This is a genomic window from Nonlabens sp. SCSIO 43208 (assembly GCF_050703575.1).
GTDB lineage: Bacteria > Bacteroidota > Bacteroidia > Flavobacteriales > Flavobacteriaceae > Nonlabens > Nonlabens tegetincola.
Genome location: NZ_CP065365.1, coordinates 2512859 through 2531315, shown reverse-complemented (window position 1 = coordinate 2531315; position 18457 = coordinate 2512859). Strand labels below are relative to the sequence as shown.

The following is an 18457-nucleotide window of genomic DNA, read 5'->3' as shown; positions in this document are numbered from 1 at the left end:
CAGCAATTGGTTGTTTTAAGGAAATAAAAACAAGCGGTAGAACACGGGTTTAAAGGAAAAGAATAGAATTAAAAAAGAATAATAATTAAACCAACAAATAAAAAATTATGGGATTGTTTAATAAGATTTTAGGTAACGCTAGTCAAGTTTCCTCAGAACAACTAAGTGAAAAATACGGTAGACTACTTACTGATAATGAGCAAATTGAATTGGGCTTTAAATTATTTAGAGACGTGTTTATGTTTACTAATAAACGACTGGTACTTATTGATGTGCAAGGTCTTACAGGAAGTAAGGTAGAGTACAAATCATTGCCCTATAAAAGTATTTCAAGATTCTCACTAGAAACCGCAGGTACTTTTGATCTGGATGCCGAGCTAAAAATTTGGATTTCTAGTGAAAACATACCATCAGTAAGCAAAAAATTCAATAAAAGTATCAATGTATACGAGGTTCAAAAATACCTCGCCAGCAAGGTTATGTAAAGTTTCTTATGGGTAAGCAAGCTGTGAACTATAGCTTCTTCATCTATAAAGCTATCAAAATAAAGCGACTCAACTACGAGCCGCTTTATTTGTTTACATTCTTATAGATCTGTTTCAGAAGATCAACAACAACAACTACATCAAACACTCTGGAACATTGCTAACGACCTACGTGGTAATAGGAGTGCAGCTATCTTAAAGTTATAAGACTAAACTAGTATCAGTTATTGGAACTTCATATATACAGGCAAATGATCAGATAGCATTCTCATGTCATGTAATCGATCGCAAGACTGCACAATGTCTATGCTTCCGCAATCAGTTACGTTAATTTTGGTTGAGTCATAAATAATATTATCTATGGCGTGATTCAAGTAGTTATTGTTTTCACAAGTTCTCTTTAAAGTGGTTTTATCACCGTTGAGACATGCTTTAAATTTATTTTCCTCAAGTATGTTAAATACCTGATGGCTTATTGATAAATTAAAATCTCCTGCGAGAATCAACTTTTCATCTTGATGGGTAAGCATATAATCACTTAGACAACTCATCTCAACTTCAGGTTGCTCACTATACTTTCTAGAATGGTAGTTAAGAATAGTGAACCTATTCCCATTTGCTTCAAATCTCATCCTATAAGGTTCTCGATATACACAAGAATCCAATTCTGCCACAAGAGCTCCTTTTTCAATCACTTTTATTTTACTCGTTTTCCATAGAAAGGCATACTTCTCTGTTTTATACTTAGGACTTTTAGTCGCATAGCTTATAGAATAATCCCATTTACTTCCTTTCCTATTGAGCTCATCAGCCAGTCTGGCAACAGCTTGTGAACCGCCATATCCAGCAACCACTTCTTGAATAGCAATGATGTCATAATCCCTTAAGATTTCGGCAATACTTTCAATTTCCTCAGCAGACTTTGTTTTTCCAAAATCTCTAATGTTCCACGAGATCAAGGACGTTTCTTGTGCATGGATCGATAGCGGTATGCTTAGAGATAAGAGAACTATTAACAAGAACTGTTTTATGCTCATAAAAAAGTGATATAAAGTGATTTTTTTGTTCATTTCGCTTTCGCGAAAGCGGAATTATAAAGAGGTTAACTGCTCAACTCGTGCAAGAAGACTAATCAAGAACTATAAAGATATTCATAACAAATTAAACCTGCGTTACGGGAATCCGTAAAGAAGTTTTGTGGGGTTGGTTTAGGTTTGATAACAAAATTTCAAGACTATTTCAATTATGAAAAATATTCTAGCAGCTTTTCTATGCTTAGCTTCTTTAGCATTTACAAATGCACAAGTAAAAAACGAAAAATCTTCTACCAGAAAATTTATTGAGGACGCTTCTTATACTCAAATTAATAAAGACTGGTCCACTACAGCAATATTCAAATCTGGCCTAAATGAAACGGTTTCATTTTTCCCGATAGAAGTAATAGACCTCAAAACAGGTGAAAAAATTAAAGCGTTACAACTAGATATGTTCATCAAAAATCCAGATTTACATAAAACAGCATGGGTAGGACTAGATGAGATTGCAGGCTTCATAGATTTCATAGAAAAGTATGTTGTCCCCAATCTAGACGTTAAGTTGAAGGATCAATCTAAAGAATTTGTGCTTAAAGCAAGAGAGGTGACTTTTAGCTATTTTATATATGAGCGACGTTCTAGAATTACAATTACATTAAATGATTATGAGAGTGATGATTATAGGAATTACTCCTTCTGGACAGAAACAAGGACTGATGATATTCCTGAGTTGCTACCAGTTCTAAAAAAGATAATTTAAATCAATTATACAAATAACATCAATTTAAAATTAAATAAAAATGAGTAATTCAAGTGAAGATGGTGCATTAATGGGATTAATGTGGATAGTTACAATTGGGATATCGATAGGTTCTGGATTTATGGCCTGGAATTGGGTCGATCCAGATAGTTTTATTGGAGCGATAGGGTTTTTAATTATTTGGGGTGTTTTAAGTAAAATAGGTCATTTTATTGCCATGGCTCTTGTTGCTATTATCGGCGGAGCAAATTCGTAAAATAATACATCATGAAAGCCATATTCTTGACTATCCTATTATCATTATTATCGAACACTACGATTTCCCAAACCTGCGATGAACAAATTGAATATTTAGAAGATAATTACTACGGTACCACCTATAACAGTCCTACCAGTACGGCGATATTAAAAATTACATTTTATGAAGTCACAATAGATTATAGGACGGTACATTTTGCCGTAGTTTGTTTTAAAAGTAAATACTCTTATGGCTGTAGTGAGTACCTGTATCAAGTAGGGTCCCATACAAAGTACAACTACTCAATGAACTATCTGGATAGCGCAGGAAAAGCCTTCTGGAGTTATATAGAACCTTATGGAGATAACTCACCTTGTGCACCAGAATTGGATTAATTGACCTTGCAACTAACGATCTAAAAATTTAGAAATGAAAAAATACTTAGAAATACAAGAGAGTGAATTTTGTACAAATTGTGGAGAGAATTTTAATGACTATGAATGTTTCATCAGTCCAATAAGTAATTAACTATGTCAGAACAAATTATAGAAGAAGATAAAGGCAAAGTTGCTCTTTGGATCGAGCAATACATTGAAACTTTTTTAGGTGCAAACAAATCATATATTGAAGGATATGTTGCAAAATTACGTGAGCAAAATCCTAATATATCAAATGAAAAACTTGCCAAAAAAATAAGGAATAGAAAATCATTTAAAAATGGATTAGTTGGTGCCGCCACAGGAGTAGGAGGTTTAATAACTCTTCCTATTACTGTTCCAGTTGATTTAATTGCATCTTGGAAAATTCAAATAGGACTAGCTTTTGCGATTGCTCATGTTTATGGGCAGACGCACGATACAGCAGATCTTAAAACTGATGTTTATTTAATACTAGCAGGGAACTCTGCGAAGGAAGCGTTAAAAACAGTAGGTGTTGTTGCTTCTAAAGAAATTACAAAAAAAGCAATACAGAAGAAGGTTTCTGTGGAAGTGATGAAAAAAATATGGAAAGTTGTCCCACAAAAAATTATTACTAAAGCTGGTGAGAAATCATTGACTAGTTTTACCAAAATGGTCCCTTTACTTGGTGCTCCTATAGGATTTGGATTCGATTATTTCAGCACAAGAGTTGTGGGAAGTTTTGCAATCAAGTATTACAGTGGTAGATAGAAATTGTATCTGAATTTATTATGGGTATTTCTTTTTTGTGTATTAGGATTCATAAAAAAAGTACAATTTCTTATATTCACAGTCCCCTAAAACGCTCTTTTTCCTACATAATTGGATCAGTGCGTTTTAGGGTTTTTGATTTTAAAAAAAACTACCATGGCTAAAAAAAACAATAACAACAATTCAAATCAAGTAAACAAAAACAAAGGAACATCAGGCACTAATAAGGCTTACGATAAGGCTCAAGGGAATAGAGGTAAGCAGCTGAACCCTAATCAAAAAGGGAAAAAGTAATTGGATGAGGAAACAGATTGAAGACCTATTAATATCCTTAAATGAAGGTTTATATGAAAGAGAGCAAGGTATACGTTTAACCTTGCTTACTGTTCTTTCAGGGCAAAGCATATTTTTATTAGGAAAACCAGGAGTCGCAAAAAGTCTAATTGCTCGCAGAATTAAAGAAGTGTTTAAGTATGCTACTGCATTTGAGTACCTCATGAATAGATTCAGTACTCCAGATGAGATCTTTGGTCCTGTGGCAATTTCTAAACTAAAGTCAGATACTTATGAAAGAGTTGTAAAAGGTTACTTGCCAGATGCAGACATTGCTTTTTTAGATGAGATATGGAAAGCTGGACCTTCTATACAAAACACTTTATTGACCATTATCAATGAGAAGGTATACCGCAATGGAAGGAATGATATTAAAGTACCGCTTAAAGGACTAATTGCCGCTAGTAATGAACTACCTGATCAAGGTCAAGGACTGGAAGCTTTATGGGATCGTTTTATCGTTCGTATTTCTGTAAAAAATATTACTTGCCAATCGCAATTTAGCGATTACTTAATGAGTAAATCACAATCTGATTTTAAAATAGATCCCAAATTACAACTGTCTACGCGAGACTATGAAACGCTTAGAAAAAAGGCAAATCAAGTAAAAGTTTTGCCACACATAGTAGATGTAGTATTTAAAATTAAAAATTATATCAACGTTTACAATGATGATATCGTTAATGAGCACAAAATATACGTATCTGACCGGCGATGGAAAAAAATCATAGAAGTTCTTAAAACTAGTGCCTACCTCAACGGTCGAAAAGTCATTAACGCAACAGATTGTTTTTTGATACGCCATATGATTTGGGACCATCCTTCTCAAGAGAATAAAGTACTAGACTTTGTCACAGACGCTGTTTTGAGTCATGGAATCAAGGGGCAGTCAGAACTGGCAAATTGGACGGCAAAAATTGAGCGACTTAAAAAGCAAACAGATCGTGATACTACTAGAAAAGAGACAAAGGTAATTCAACAAATTTGTGAAAAAGAAATAGACGGAGAAAGTTTATACGAATTTGTAAATAGAGAACGTAAGGATGATACAATATTAATAGATAAAAATGACTGGCTGAACTTAACTGGAGATTATCAACGTTTGGATTATCATGACAACTTCTGGAAAAATACAGATTTCAAAAAATATGGTAATGATATCCTGCATAAAAAAATAGATTACAGTAGAAGATTTACCTCTTATAAATTAAAAGTTGAGTCAATTAAACAAGAAATAACTGTCCGTCTCAAACCAGATGATACCACACACAATAACATTCTGGAAAACTTTAAAACCTTAACCCAAGAATTTCAAGAATTTCTAAAATCTTCTAAAGTAACAAAAGAGCCCATAACTTTTGACAATTTATTTGTATCACAGCATCTTACCAGAATGCTAGATCACCCTTTATCTAAATTAAAATCTCAAGCTATTGCTCTTGAAAAACAACTCGCTCAAATTAAGTTAGACTATGACAAGCTCAAGTAAAGAACAACTGCAAGAATTTCTTGATTTTGGTGTTCTTTATAATAGAGAACAACGATCAGAAATTGTTGCGACCATAGATAAATGGCGTTTAATCACACAAGAGAATACTGTATTGAATGACGCTACTCGATCCTTGTTAAAAGAGTTTTTTAGTAATGGCTCTATTACAAGATTACTGAAACAAGATGCCTCATTTAAAGATCAAATCACTGAAGAGATTTTAAAGGCTTTGGAAGAATCTCCACCAGAAGAAATAGAAGATCAGTTTCAAGAAGATCGAGAATTATTGCAGCAGTGGAAAGATGGTAAGAAATTACGTTTTCGCGAAAGCGATCACAACATTCCCGTGTCAAAAGAGTATAGAATTCATAATAAAGAAATTGAATCTAAAGACAAGGACTTACAAACTTCTAGAATAGAACAAATAAGAAAATTTCAAAACGATTTAATTGCTTTATGGAAAAAACAAATAAAACCTATTTCAAATAGCGCAATAGCTGTTCAACTCAACGAAGCTGGTTATAAAACGAAAGAGAATGAGCTTATAGCAGATCTTAATGGGTATAGCTACACATACTTTGAAAAGTACTGGAAGAAAAATAATAGACATAAAGACTTTATCAGGAAAAAGTATAAGAAAAGGCAGATAGATCTCAATAAACTAGATCTACAGTTTAAAAAAATTATTGCTTTACCTCAATCTACTTCTCAAAAGGAAATTGATCGCCTAAAAAATGAACGCATCAGAAACCTAGAAGAGCAATTAGATCTAGCAGCGATGCAGGCAGAAATTGATGCTATTGATAAGTGGAGAAATGATCTGGTACAACAATTAGAGGAGCATGTAAAGAAGATCTTAGATCTCATAAAAAAGCTCAATCCTATTCTTCAAGAAATCTTACCACCAGGTAGATTATGGGATTTATCACATGGATTGTGGCATGAGATCGATACAGCATCTATTGATAAATATGCCGCTTTACTAGAAGAAAATAAACATGTAAAAGAGCTGGCAGCACTTTTAGGCCGATTAAGACTGGCAGGAATTGCCGTTGAAAAGGAAGAAATGCAAGAAATGTTCTTCAGACCAGAAGATATTATCAATCCTCATGGAAAGGCTGAGGTAATGGGTATCAAAGAAAGTAATGATCTCAATTATGCATTACCAGGCGAGATGGCGCTTCTAGAAACTCCAGAAACAGAAAATATATTTCTCAAGAAATTTGCCGAAAAAAAAATTCAAACCTTAGAGTTAATCGATAGAAATACTGCGCAGTTTCAAGAAAACCGTACAATTACAGTAGATAAAGAAATACCACAGGATAAAGGGCCTTTTCTCATAGCGGTAGATACTAGTGGTAGTATGCACGGCACGCCAGAATTAATGGCAAAATTAATAGCACTCGCCATTGCAAAAGAAGCTTCAAAAGATGATAGACCTATGACGATTATTTCATTTTCCACGAGCATTAAAACGATAGAGTTGAATACCAAAACCATGGACATCGCACAGCTGGCCACCTTTTTAGGGCATAGTTTTCATGGTGGTACGGACATCGATCCAGCCCTAGAATATGCTATTGATACCATGAAATCTGACACGTATAAAAATGCGGATTTATTAATGATTACCGACGGTGTTTTTCCTTCCTTAGACGGTGAACGAATTAAAGAAGTAAAAAAGTTACAAAAAAAGAAAAACAGATTTCACTGTATGAACATTGGCAGTAGCTCTTGGCGCAGTATGGACTGGTGCGATAATCTCTGGACGGTAGATGGTAGTAGCGGTAGTTTAATGGAACTGGTTAAGGATTTAAAAGTGATGGTGAAATAATTTGAAAACATGAAACTAGAATATAACAAAAGTGATATAGAAAATGTTTTATCAAAGCCTCGAGCAGCTACGCTTGAAATTGAGTCACTGATTGAAAAGGTGAAACTTCTGAATGCTCAATGGAGAACAAAATCGTTTATTATAAAAGCTAATAAATATTTTGGAATGGAAGCATCAACTTACAAACCTACCTTGAGAAATATTTATAAAAATCATCCAAATCTTAAGGTCCACTCTAAAAACAGAGAACAAGAAGCTAAAACCACAAAGGAAGATTTTAAAGGAGCTTACATTTACCTATATGAAGAAAAACCTATTTACGTAGGAATATCTAGAAGTTGTATTTATAGAACGCACCAACATCTACGAACTCAATCTCATTTCACATCTACTTTAGCTTATCGTATAGGTAAAGACATTTATAATTTAAAGAATATAGAAAGCCCATATAAAGGTTCTAGAAAGGACTTTTTCCAAAACATTGACACACAGGCTGTTTTTGAATTTTTACAAAATTGTGAAATCGCTTACTTACCCATTGAAAATGACGATGTTTTGGCAAGCTTTGAAATACACTTTGCAGTAGCCCATAATATTACGTTGAATACTTTTAGAACACACTAAGATATCAGGTATTATGCATTCTTATTCCCTAACTTTGAGAGCTACACTACAACCACATTTTGACTATGAACAAACAATCCCATAATAAATTAGTATCCTTTATTTGGTCCATTGCAGACGACTGTTTGCGTGACGTTTACGTACGCGGTAAATACCGCGATGTGATCTTGCCCATGATCGTACTACGACGTCTAGACGCATTGCTAGAACCTACAAAAGAAGCCGTTCTAGAAGAACTGGCGTTTCAACGTGATGAAGCCCAGTTTACTGAATGGGATGAGAGCGGCTTGCGCGATGCTAGTGGTTACGTGTTTTACAACACCAGTAAATGGACCTTGCAACAAATAAAAGATACCGCAACAAACAGCTCACAAATCCTGCAAGCCAACTTTGAAGATTACCTCAATGGTTTTAGCCCTAACGTAAAGGAGATCATAGAGAAATTTAAACTGCGCAGCCAGGTGCGCCACATGGCAACCAAAGATGTATTACTCGATGTACTAGAGAAATTCACTTCGCCCTACATCAACTTAACACCATTTGAAAAGGAAGATCCAGAAGGTCGCAAGCTACCAGCCTTATCTAACTTAGGAATGGGTTATGTCTTTGAAGAATTGATTAGAAAATTTAACGAAGAAAACAACGAGGAAGCTGGTGAGCACTTTACACCACGTGAAGTGATTGATCTCATGACGCACATCATCTTTGATCCTATAAAAGAAAACCTACCACCGGTGATGACGATCTACGATCCTGCATGTGGTAGTGGTGGAATGCTTACCGAAAGTCAAAATTTCATCAAGGATGAAGAAGGCAGCATACGCGCCATGGGTGACGTCTACCTATTTGGAAAAGAGATCAACGACGAGACCTATGCCATTTGTAAAAGTGACATGATGATCAAGGGTAATGACCCAGCAAACATACGTGTAGGATCTACTTTATCTACCGATGAATTTGCTGGTAAAAGCTTTGACTTTATGCTGTCAAATCCACCCTATGGAAAATCATGGAGCAGTGAGCAGAAGTATATCAAAGACGGTAAGGACGTTATCGATCCTCGATTTAAAATACAACTAGCTAATTGTTGGGGACAACTAGAAGATGTAGATGCCGTACCACGATCTAGCGATGGCCAGCTGCTATTTCTTATGGAAATGGTGTCCAAGATGAAACCACTATCGCAAAGTCCTACCGGTACACGCATCGCAAGTGTGCACAACGGTAGTAGCTTATTTACCGGTGATGCTGGTGGTGGCGAGAGCAACATACGACGCCACATTATAGAAAACGATTGGCTAGAAGCGATTATACAACTGCCCAACAATTTATTCTACAACACAGGTATTACCACCTACATCTGGATTTTAAGCAATAACAAAGCTGCACACCGCAAGGGAAAAGTACAATTAATTGATGCCAATTCCCTTTACAAAAAGTTGCGTAAAAACCTAGGAAACAAGAACTGTGAATTAACCGCACAGCATATTAATGAAATACGAGATGTGTATGTGAGTGCGCTTTCGCGAAAGCGTAATGACAACGACCCAGAAGATGCACTAGAAGCCATGGTGTTTGACAACAGTGATTTTGGCTACTACAAGGCAACCATTGAACGTCCTAAACGATTAAAATCTCAATTTACGGCAGCTCGTGTGGCATCACTACGCTACGACAATCGTTTACAGGAGCCTATGCAATGGGCCTATGAACAATACGGTGACGACCTGTATAAAAATCTAGCTAGTTATAAGGAAGAACTACTAGCCTGGTGTGAGGAGCAAGATCTTAATCTATCCAGTGCTTATAAAACAAAACTGACTAAAGCCGCTACCTGGAGCAAGCATTTAAAACTAGTACAGGCAGCACAATCCTTGTACAACACGATAGGCGATGAGGTGTTTATGGATTATAACGCTTTTGCAAAAGCAGTAACCGACGAGATCAAGGCACAAGAATTAGACCTAGCAGCTAGCGAAAAGAAAGCCATACTTAACGCCATGAGCGAGTATGATGCCAGCGCCAAAAAAGTCATCAAGAAAGTAGAAAAGCTGTCTGGTGACAAACTTGACCAATTGTTACAACACCTAGATTGTGAGGTGGCACACTTGCCAGACTTTGGTTACTATCCTACAGAAAAGGCAGGACAATTTGTGACCTATGAAACAGAAAGCGACCTGCGCGATACCGAAAACGTACCGCTTAAAGACCACATACACAGTTACTTTAAACGCGAGGTGCAACCACACGTGGCCGAAGCTTGGATCAATCTAGACGCGACCAAAATAGGCTATGAGATTAGTTTTAATAAATACTTCTATAAACACACGCCACTGCGGTCTATAGAAGAAGTCACTGCCGATATCCTAGCACTTGAGCAACAAAGCGATGGATTAATTGCCGACATTTTAAATTTAGGTTAATATGGAAGCAATAAAAGCAACTACCTACGACAACTACAATGACAGCGGTGTAGAATGGCTAGGTGAGATTCCTGAGCATTGGCAGATTAAGCCTGGTTTTACAATTTTGTTTGAAAGTAAAGAAAAGAATACTGGGTTTAAAGAAAATACAGTTCTCTCTTTAAGTTATGGTAATGTTATAATTAAACCTGAAGAAAAACTTACTGGATTAGTTCCAGAGTCATTTGAAACTTATCAGTTGGTAGAACCTGGAGATATAATAATAAGGCCTACAGATTTACAGAATGATAAGACTAGTTTAAGAACTGGTTTGGCTAAAGATAAGGGCATCATAACAAGTGCTTATATAAACCTTCGAATACTAAAAGGATACTCTAATAAATACTTTCATTATTATTTGCATACTATTGATATAAACAAGGTAATTTACGGATTAGGTTCTGGTTTAAGGCAGAATATCAGTTTTGAAGATTTCAAAAGGTTTCCTTTTCCTTTCCCACCACTACCAGAACAAACCGCCATTGCCCAATTTCTAGACGATAAAACCACCAAAATCGATCAGGCGATAGCCATAAAACAGCAACAAATAGCCCTATTAAAAGAACGCAAGCAAATCCTTATTCATAAAGCCGTCACTTGTGGTTTAAATGATAAGGTCAAGCTAAAAGACTCTGGTGTAGAATGGATAGGCGAGATACCGGAGCATTGGGAAGTAAAGAGATTGAAGAATATTTGTTCAATCAATAAAAATGCTTTGCCAGAAACTACTAATAAAGATTACAAATTAACTTATGTCGATATTGGAAGTGTAACCTTAGAAGAAGGTATAGTTGAAACCGAAAATTTTTTCTTTAAAGATGCACCATCCAGAGCTAGAAGAATCGCTAAGAGTGGTGATACCGTTATTTCTACGGTAAGAACTTATTTGAAAGCGATAGATTTTGTTGGTGTGGAAAAATCAAATTTTATTTATTCTACAGGATTTGCTGTTCTAGAGCCTAAAAAATTTATGCATCCACAGTTTATCGCAAGTTTTGTTAGAAGTGATGCTTTCACAGAACAAGTGACAGTGAACTCCAAAGGGATGAGTTATCCAGCAATTAACAGCACTGATTTAAGTAGATTATTTGTTGTTCATCCAGAAAAATCCGAGCAACAAGAAATCGCTGAATATATAGAAACGGCATCAACTAAAATAGAAACCGCAATAGGTCTTAAAGAGCAAGAAATAGAAAAACTACAAGAGTATAAAAGTAGTTTGATCAATAGTGTGGTAACGGGTAAGGTTAGGGTGTGTTAGGGATGGAGGAAAAGCCGTTACATATCTTTATATCATATTCTTGGGATGATGAAGCTCACAAAGAATGGGTAAAGAAGCTAGCAGACTATTTAATCGAAAAAGGTGGCTGTGAAGTGACGCTAGATCAATACGATCTGACAACTGGTGGTAATACCATGTTGTTTATGGAAAAAGCGGTTAATGATGCAGATAAAGTTTTGTTGATTCTAACACCTAATTACAAACTTAAGGCAGATGGTAGACAAGGTGGAGTAGGCGCTGAATATTCAATGATTTCACAAGGCTTGTACGGTGATCAAACCAATAACACAAAATTCCTTCCTATCCTTAGAAAAGGCAGCTTAGAAACAAGTGCACCTACATTTGTTCAAACAACCATTTATCATGATATGTCAAATGATTTGAAATTTGAGAAAATGGCATTTGACTTATTGAGAGTAGTTCATGGAAAACCTGAACTAGTCAAACCAAAAAGAGGTAAAGTTCCAGACTTTAATTCAAAAATTAAAAACGAAAAAAAAGAAATACTTGATGACGGTTTTGCAGAAAGCGCAAGGAGAATTCTAGAAGATAAACGATTAAAAAAAGAAATAAATAGGCTTTACAATTCCATAGATGGAGTTCGTAAAGTATCAGAATCTGTTATAAGAATATTCGAAAAGATCGAAATTAAAGCACAAGGATATTCTATTCAAATGAAGCAAGATTTTTACGTTGAAAGAGCTAAAAAGCATAATGCAATACGAGTTCAAGTGGATGATTTTTTTGTTAATTTATACTATGGAGAATATCCTTATAATTCAGTTAGACAACTATTATTTGATCTCAGATCTGGTAAAAATGTTCATTACGACCCAACTACTAGAACTTTTGATATGAATGCAATTCAACCCATTTCACACGATTGGCAAGCAATTCGTAGTGAAACAATTTATCCTGATTTTGATAAATCAAAAAATGTGATTTGGTCTCAGAAAAACAGACTACTAACCGAAGATGATATAGTTTCTTTGGTTTTTAGCAAATTATTAGATGCAATGATTAAAGAAGAACCTAATCATGGGTGATTTTATGGGTTTTAATAAAAGTAAAGTTTATACATCATGAAACAACAAAATGAATTAGATGATTGATTGTCAATATGGTAATAAGTAAACTTGAATATTAACAACATGGAAAAAAAGTTAGTACATAATATTGGCGCAAGCAATCATTTACATGTGATTAAGGATTTAATAAAATCTTCCGACGAGCTATGGTTGGCAACAGCTTTTCTAAAAATGTCTGGTTTAAATTTGTTATTACCGCTGATCAAAAAGCACGTTAAAGCCAGCAAACCAATTTTGATTATTGCTGGTCAGAATTTCGGACTAACCGATCCAGAGGCTTTGAAAACTTTATTTCAGTTATTTAAAAATCAAATCAACGCGCATTTGTTTATTGATAAAGCAGCAGATAAATCTAAAGTCTTTCATCCAAAACTATTTCTCTTTAGGACTAAAGACACGGGATTTATCGTTTCAGGTTCTGCTAATATTACTGCTGGTGGGCTTATCTCAAATCAAGAAGTTTCCATTCATATTCAAACCGACACTTCTAGCAAAGAATGGGAGAACGCAATAACTTATTTTAATCATATTACCAGTGAAGAAAATGCCAGTTCTGTCAATCTAATGCTTATCAAGCGATATGAGCAATTTTATAAAGAGCAAAAAGGTATTAGAAAATATCAAAAGGCGATTCCCAAAAAACAAGAAACCGATTTTGAATTTGATTATAGGAAATTAAAAGCTCATTTAAGAGAATACAGAAGTGACGATAGCTATGCTAATTTCGAGCAGCGTAAACTTAATTATAAAGAAGCAAAACAACTTTTACAGGAAATATCAGATAACAGTAGACTTTCTCAGAATAGATTTGAGGAAATTATAGATTCCTTAGTCGGTTCTGCTGGTTATGGCAGTTTGTGGCAAAGCGGTAGTTTATTCAGGCAGCGCTTTAAAGTTTATGAGTGTAAAAATGAGTTTCAAAACTTGGTGAAATTTGTTATTGAGAATAAAAAGAAACCAACTTCAGCTGTTTTTTCAGGCGCCAAGGAGCTCGTAAAAAAGGTAAATGGAGCCAGTATTAATTATGCCACTGAAATTATGGCAACCATTCAACCCAATCGTTTTGCTATACTTAATAGAAATCCCATCACAGTTTTAGATCAGGAAGCAGGTGTATATTTTAAATCTCACAGTAGTTCCTTTAATGGAAACGACTACGCAGAATATTGTTTGCTAATTAGGGAAATTACTGAAGAACTAGATCTTGAAAATATGCTAGAAGCTGACAGTTTTTTTAATGAGATCTATTGGGAGATAAAAAATGATTAAATAAAAAGTAAAATAACCAACCAATGAAAAATGAAAGAAAACTATTCACTGAACAATTTCTCATAGAAATAGAAAAGCTACAAGAGTATAAAAGTAGATTGATCAATAGTGTGGTGACGGGTAAGGTTAGGGATTGTTAGGGATGGAAATAGTAGTACAAATAAAAATGTTAAATCATGGTACCGTATTTGCGGTTTATAGTTACATTTGCAATAATAATACCCACCACGCTACCCATAAGAACAGCGCCCTCAGGTGGGTTTTCGATTTTTATGGGATCTCTAAAATAGAGTTGGTATGAGATACAATAAACCAGCTATTCCTATAACAGATCAAGTAACCAAACTTAAAAAGAGAGGTTTAAAAATTAGTGATGAGGCTTATGCTCAGGCTATGTTATCACGCATTAGTTTTTATAGACTACGCGCTTATACTTATCCATTTCAGGATAATAATAATCCAGATCATCCCTTTACTGTTGATATAGATTTTAAAACAATTATCAAGCTTTATAAGTTTGATAGAAAATTACGCTTACTCATATTTGGCGCACTAGAAAAAATAGAGGTTGCACTACGTACACAGATTATTTATCAATACTCTTTGAATTACGGCAGCCATTGGCACATTGATCAAAGTCATTATTACGATAAATCACGAGCTATTTCTCAATTAGGAAAATTACAAAAAGAGGTAAAACGCTCTGATGAGACTTTTATAAAACATTATCAATCAACTTATACTAATCCTATTGATCCACCATGCTGGATGGGACTAGAAGTCGCTAGTTTTGGAACACTATCCATGTTATATCGTAATTTAAAAAATGGTAATGAAAAAAATCTAATTGCTGACAGTTTTGGTTTACCCAATACTTTTACTCTTCAAAACTGGATGCACAATTTTTCTCATGTACGTAATATTTGTGCACATCACGGGCGATTGTGGAATAGAAGATTAACAGTACAGCCTAAACTTCCTTACAATACAAACTATAAGTTTTTAAGTAAACAAGAAGCCAAGGCTTTACATGCCAATAAACTCTATGCAAGTATATGTTGTATGAATTATATGTTGCACAGGATCGAAAGTGATTTCAACTTTTCAAAAAAATTAAAAAAACTAATGGATAAATGTCCTATGCAACAAGAAAATGATATGGGGTTTCCTACTAACTGGCGTCAACATGATTTATGGAATTAATCATTAACACATTGATTTAATTATTAGTAGTAAATTAGAAGTGAGTATTAAGAAATATAGAATTAAAATTAATTGATGCATAGCCAAACCAACGAACAAGCACTAGAAGCTGCGATAGAAAAACACCTTACAGGAATTAACCTAGAGGAAATTAAAGCAAGTGGTGAATCGGTAGATAGTTTTCGCGAAAGCGGTGAAATCTATCGAACCGGTAAAGGCTATTTTATAGGACAACCCAATAACTTTAATGCGCAGTTTGCGCTAGACGAACAATTCTTTTGGGATTTTTTACAAAACACCCAAAAAGAAGAACTACAAAAGCTGCAAAAGCAAACCGACTGGAAATTAAAAATTCTCAATCGTTACGACCGTATGATTAAGAAATACGGTGTGTTGCATGTGCTTAAAAAAGGTCTAGAAGTAGATGATGCTCATTTTACCTTATTCTATGAGTCGCCACTAGCTAGTAGTAGTCAAACGGTTAAAGACAATTTTGAAAGCAATAGATTTAGTGTCACACGACAGTTGCGCTATAGCATGGATAACCCACGCGAGGAAATAGATCTGGTGCTTTTTGTAAATGGGATACCACTGGTTACGATTGAATTAAAAAATGCATGGACGGGACAAAATGCTAGGGTGCATGGACAACATCAATACAAAACACAACGTGATAATAAGCAACCGTTGCTTCATTTTGCGCGATGTATCGTACACTTTGCTGTTGATACAGATGAAGCTTACATGACGACAAAACTAAATGGAAACGCTACCTTCTTTTTACCTTTTAACAAAGGAAATAAAAATGGTAAAGGAAATCCAGAATTACCGGTTGGTGCAGTAGGTCATAGAACACAATACTTGTGGGATGAAGTATTTACCAGAGAAAGTCTAGCTAATATCATTCAGCATTTTGTGCGTCTAGATGGAAAGAAGAAAGATGCACTTAACACAAAGACCTTGTTTTTCCCTCGCTACCATCAAATGGATGTGGTACGCAAGATTATCAAACATGCTAGCGAGAATGGAGTAGGACAAACCTACTTAATTCAACATTCTGCTGGTTCTGGAAAATCAAATTCTATTACTTGGGCTGCTTATCAATTAATTGAAACTTATCCAGTAAGGGATGGCATACCAGGAGCAAAAGGAATAGAGAAACCCTTATTTGATTCGGTAATCGTAGTAACAGACCGTAGATTATTGGACAAACAAATTAGAGATAATATCGCCAACTTCTCTGAGGTGAAAAATATTATTGCTCCGGCCTATTCCTCAAAAGAATTACGTGACAGTTTAGAGCAAGGAAAAAAAATCATCATTACCACCATTCAGAAATTCCCATTTATTATCGATGGCATCGCAGATTTAAGCGATAAACGCTTTGCGGTTATCATAGACGAGGCACACTCTAGTCAAAGCGGTAGCGCCCATGATAATATGAATCGCGCTATGGGTGAGAAGATAGAAGTAAGTGAAGATGATGATGCGCAGGATAAGATCATTAAAGCCATGCAGTCTCGTAAAATGCGTGGCAATGCCAGTTATCTAGCTTTTACCGCAACACCTAAACCCATAACATTAGAAAAGTTTGGTACAATAAAGGAAGATGGAAAAGGAAGGAAACCATTCCATTTATATTCTATGAAACAAGCCATAGAAGAAGGCTTTATTTTAGATGTGCTGGCAAATTACACGACTTTAAAAAGTTACTATGAGATTTCTAAATCCATAGAGGATAATCCTGAGTTCGCTTCCGCGAAAGCGCAAAAAAAATTACGTGCTTACGTAGAACAAAATGAAAGTACCATAGCTACCAAAGCAGAAATTATACTGGATCATTTCATTCCAAATATCGTAAATAAAAAGCGATTGAAAGGTAAGGGAAAAGCAATGGTAGTGACACAAAGCATCGTATCTGCCATTAAGTATTACAAGGCATTGAAACGTATTCTAGAAGATAAAGGGAATCCGTTCAAAATCGCAATAGCCTTTTCAGGCACTAAAAAAGTAGATGGCATAGAATACACAGAAGCAGATTTGAATGGCTTTGCAGAGAAGGAAACCAGACACAAGTTTGATGAAGATGACTATCGAATTCTTGTGGTGGCTAATAAATATTTAACTGGTTTTGACCAACCAAAGCTTTGTGCCATGTACGTAGATAAGAAATTGCAAGGCGTACTAGCTGTACAAGCTTTGTCCAGGTTAAATCGTGCAGCACCTAAATACAACAAACGAACAGAAGATGTATTTGTGCTTGATTTCTTTAACGCCGTTGATGAAATTAAGGCAGCATTTGATCCTTTTTATACAGCAACGTCGCTCACAGAAACCACTGATGTCAACGTATTACATGAGTTAAAAGATGTTCTAGATGATGTAGGTGTATATGAATGGGATGAAGTAGAAGATTTTAATGTCAAGTTTTTCAATAAGGAAAATGCTCAAGTGTTAAGTCCAATTATTGAAAAAGCATCAGAACGTTTTATCCATGGATTAGAGCTAGAAGATGATGAAAAAGCAGATTTTAAGATCAAGGCAAAACAGTTTGTAAAGATTTATGGTCAGATGGCTTCCATTCTTCCTTATGAAGTTTTGAAGTGGGAAAAATTGTTCTGGTTTTTGAAGTTCTTAATTCCAAAATTACCAATTAAAGATCCAGATATTGAAGGTCTTGATGAGCTTCTGGAGTCTGTTGATTTATCGACTTATGGTCTAGAAAGAGTGAAGTTAAATGCTACCATTCAATTAGATGATTCTGAAACAGAAGTGGATCCTCAAAATCCTAATCCGCGTGGTGCTCATGGAAGTGATGAAGAAAAAGATCCTTTAGATTTAATCATCAAATCTTTTAATGAGAAATGGTTTCATGGCTGGGATGCCACTCCCGAAGATCAGCGAGTTAAGTTTATCAATCTAACTAAATCAGTTCAGGCACATCCAGACTTTATGGAAAAGGTAGTCAACAACTCTGACAAACAGAATAGTGATTTAGCCTTTAAAAAGATACTGGACGATGTAATGCGTAGACAACGTAAACAAGAACTGGAATTGTATAAATTGTATGCAAAGGACGACTCTTTCTATCGAGCATTCTTTGATACAATGAGGCGTATGGCGAGTGTAGGGCAGTAATCAGAAAATTGAAAATACTTATTCAATCAAAAAGCGCATACTTATCAAG

General features: G+C 35.1%; 16 protein-coding genes. 15 read left to right on the top strand and 1 reads right to left on the bottom strand.

Annotation, left to right across the window (positions count from 1 at the left end; translation table 11 throughout):
* Window positions 1-107: 107 nt before the first annotated feature.
* Window positions 108-485, top strand: a complete 378-nt coding sequence (locus I5168_RS11600; RefSeq protein ID WP_105018749.1) for a PH domain-containing protein — start codon at window positions 108-110, stop codon at window positions 483-485.
* Window positions 486-709: 224 nt separating this feature from the next.
* Here I5168_RS11600 and I5168_RS11595 read toward each other — a convergent pair whose 3' ends face one another.
* A complete protein-coding gene (locus I5168_RS11595; protein ID WP_431471867.1) occupies window positions 710-1522 on the bottom strand; it encodes an endonuclease/exonuclease/phosphatase family protein in 813 nt (270 codons plus the stop codon).
* 208 nt (window positions 1523-1730) lie between these two features.
* On the opposite strand from I5168_RS11595, the gene I5168_RS11590 reads away from it, so the two are divergent.
* The 14 genes from I5168_RS11590 to I5168_RS11525 all read left to right on the top strand — a co-directional run bounded on the left by I5168_RS11590 (window position 1731) and on the right by I5168_RS11525 (window position 18408).
* Window positions 1731-2279 (top strand): hypothetical protein, encoded by a 549-nt coding sequence (locus tag I5168_RS11590; RefSeq protein WP_431471866.1) that lies wholly within the window; start codon window positions 1731-1733, stop codon window positions 2277-2279.
* Window positions 2280-2319: 40 nt separating this feature from the next.
* The gene (locus I5168_RS11585) at window positions 2320-2535 is read left to right on the top strand and encodes a hypothetical protein (RefSeq protein WP_431471865.1); all 216 of its coding nucleotides are present in this window, start codon (window positions 2320-2322) and stop codon (window positions 2533-2535) included.
* Window positions 2536-2546: 11 nt separating this feature from the next.
* On the top strand, window positions 2547-2912 hold the full coding sequence (locus tag I5168_RS11580) for a hypothetical protein (RefSeq protein WP_431471864.1): 366 nt from the start codon (window positions 2547-2549) through the stop codon (window positions 2910-2912).
* A 135-nt stretch (window positions 2913-3047) separates the two neighbouring features.
* Window positions 3048-3686 carry an EcsC family protein gene (locus I5168_RS11575; protein WP_431471863.1) on the top strand — a complete coding sequence of 213 codons (639 nt, stop codon included), beginning with the start codon at window positions 3048-3050 and terminating at the stop codon, window positions 3684-3686.
* Window positions 3687-3842: 156 nt separating this feature from the next.
* On the top strand, window positions 3843-3980 hold the full coding sequence (locus I5168_RS11570; RefSeq protein WP_179944166.1) for a hypothetical protein: 138 nt from the start codon (window positions 3843-3845) through the stop codon (window positions 3978-3980).
* 4 nt (window positions 3981-3984) lie between these two features.
* Window positions 3985-5508, top strand: coding sequence for an AAA family ATPase (locus I5168_RS11565; protein WP_431471862.1), 1524 nt, complete (start codon window positions 3985-3987; stop codon window positions 5506-5508).
* On the top strand, window positions 5492-7342 hold the full coding sequence (locus tag I5168_RS11560; protein ID WP_431471861.1) for a VWA domain-containing protein: 1851 nt from the start codon (window positions 5492-5494) through the stop codon (window positions 7340-7342). Before I5168_RS11565 ends, I5168_RS11560 begins: the two co-directional genes overlap by 17 nt.
* Window positions 7343-7351: 9 nt before the next feature.
* Window positions 7352-7966 (top strand): GIY-YIG nuclease family protein, encoded by a 615-nt coding sequence (locus I5168_RS11555; protein WP_431471860.1) that lies wholly within the window; start codon window positions 7352-7354, stop codon window positions 7964-7966.
* Between the two features lie 65 nt (window positions 7967-8031).
* Window positions 8032-10389: a type I restriction-modification system subunit M gene (locus I5168_RS11550; protein ID WP_431471859.1), complete on the top strand. Its 2358-nt coding sequence runs from the start codon at window positions 8032-8034 to the stop codon at window positions 10387-10389.
* A 1-nt stretch (window position 10390) separates the two neighbouring features.
* Entirely contained in the window at window positions 10391-11689 is a 1299-nt protein-coding gene (locus tag I5168_RS11545; protein WP_431471858.1) for a restriction endonuclease subunit S, read from the top strand.
* A gap of 2 nt (window positions 11690-11691) precedes the next feature.
* Window positions 11692-12756: a toll/interleukin-1 receptor domain-containing protein gene (locus I5168_RS11540; RefSeq protein ID WP_431471857.1), complete on the top strand. Its 1065-nt coding sequence runs from the start codon at window positions 11692-11694 to the stop codon at window positions 12754-12756.
* A gap of 105 nt (window positions 12757-12861) precedes the next feature.
* Window positions 12862-14067: a phospholipase D-like domain-containing protein gene (locus tag I5168_RS11535; RefSeq protein WP_431471856.1), complete on the top strand. Its 1206-nt coding sequence runs from the start codon at window positions 12862-12864 to the stop codon at window positions 14065-14067.
* Between the two features lie 297 nt (window positions 14068-14364).
* Complete coding sequence (locus I5168_RS11530; protein WP_431471855.1) at window positions 14365-15270, top strand: Abi family protein; 906 nt, start codon at window positions 14365-14367, stop codon at window positions 15268-15270.
* 75 nt (window positions 15271-15345) lie between these two features.
* The gene (locus I5168_RS11525) at window positions 15346-18408 is read left to right on the top strand and encodes a type I restriction endonuclease subunit R (RefSeq protein WP_431471854.1); all 3063 of its coding nucleotides are present in this window, start codon (window positions 15346-15348) and stop codon (window positions 18406-18408) included.
* Window positions 18409-18457 lie beyond the last annotated feature (49 nt).